General features: G+C 39.7%; 1 protein-coding gene. It reads left to right on the forward strand.

Features of this window, described 5'->3' with window-relative positions; translation table 11 throughout:
• Positions 1 to 31: 31 nt before the first annotated feature.
• Positions 32 to 1,023, forward strand: a 992-nt coding sequence (locus C200_RS13690) for a hypothetical protein (protein WP_155276095.1), incomplete at its 3' end; no start/stop codon positions are given.

Genomic DNA, 1,023 nt, shown 5'->3' on the forward strand with positions numbered 1-1,023 from the left:
ATATTTCTATCGGGCTGATACTCGGACTCCCATGCAAATTTTTGGATCTGCTCATATTGTCGGAGCTGGGTTTTTGAGTTGGGGAATAGCTAGAGGAGTTGCTCCTGATTATGACGTAGTTTCTTATGCTGCTGGAATAACAGTAGCGCCAAATGACAATCCAGAAGATTTAACCGCAGGCTGGGTTTCTGCCTCTGGAGACCTTTATGGAGTGGAACATTTTCTAGATAATGAATTCTTAGGTAGAGGTAGGGGGCATCCTGATGTTTGGGTTTATCAAATAGCTCCTACAGAAAGGGCATATAGTGTAAACTGGATGCTCGAAGAATTACTAATTACACAAAATTTAGACCCCGAGGGCCGAGAATCTCTAGTAGAGTTATTGGATGACTTTGAAGGTGAGGATGAATGGGTCACTCGTGATAGAATAAGAGTGAATGAAATTGCTCAAGCTTATCTATATAGATATGATGCCGGAACAGGCGAATACCATCATGCTACTGCCGATGTTATCCAAAATCCACATTTTGTACCTCAACAAACCCCTCCACAACAAACTGTCAATCCAGCAATAAGAATACAAGAAACCCCAATACCAACTACATTTACTACTTACAATCCAAATAATGATACTACTGATACTGACGGATATGGCATGAATTACGGAGCAAGTTGTGCAGGGGTTGCTGCATCATTTAGTTCTCACCGAGAGAAAAGGTCCTTGGATAATCCTCATGGTGAAAAAATAGATATTCCAAAAGCTCCGGGGTGTAATTATTCAAAAGAAGCAGCTCATAAAATAAGATTTAAAGATTTACCTACAATACCAAGCCAGTTAATTACAACCCAGGGAGGTTACTGTTTAGCTCCAACTCAATCAAGAGACTCTTCTATGAAAACGTCTCGATCTTATTTATACGCTCAAACATGTTCTAATGTAGAAAGTCAAAAAGCTATTTATGATACTCTTGGCAGAGTTGCTTTCTCTAAATCTCAATTTGGAATCCCTCTATGTATGACTGC

Origin of the sequence: Piscirickettsia salmonis LF-89 = ATCC VR-1361, assembly GCF_000297215.2 — a bacterium.
Classification (GTDB): Bacteria; Pseudomonadota; Gammaproteobacteria; order Piscirickettsiales; family Piscirickettsiaceae; genus Piscirickettsia; species Piscirickettsia salmonis.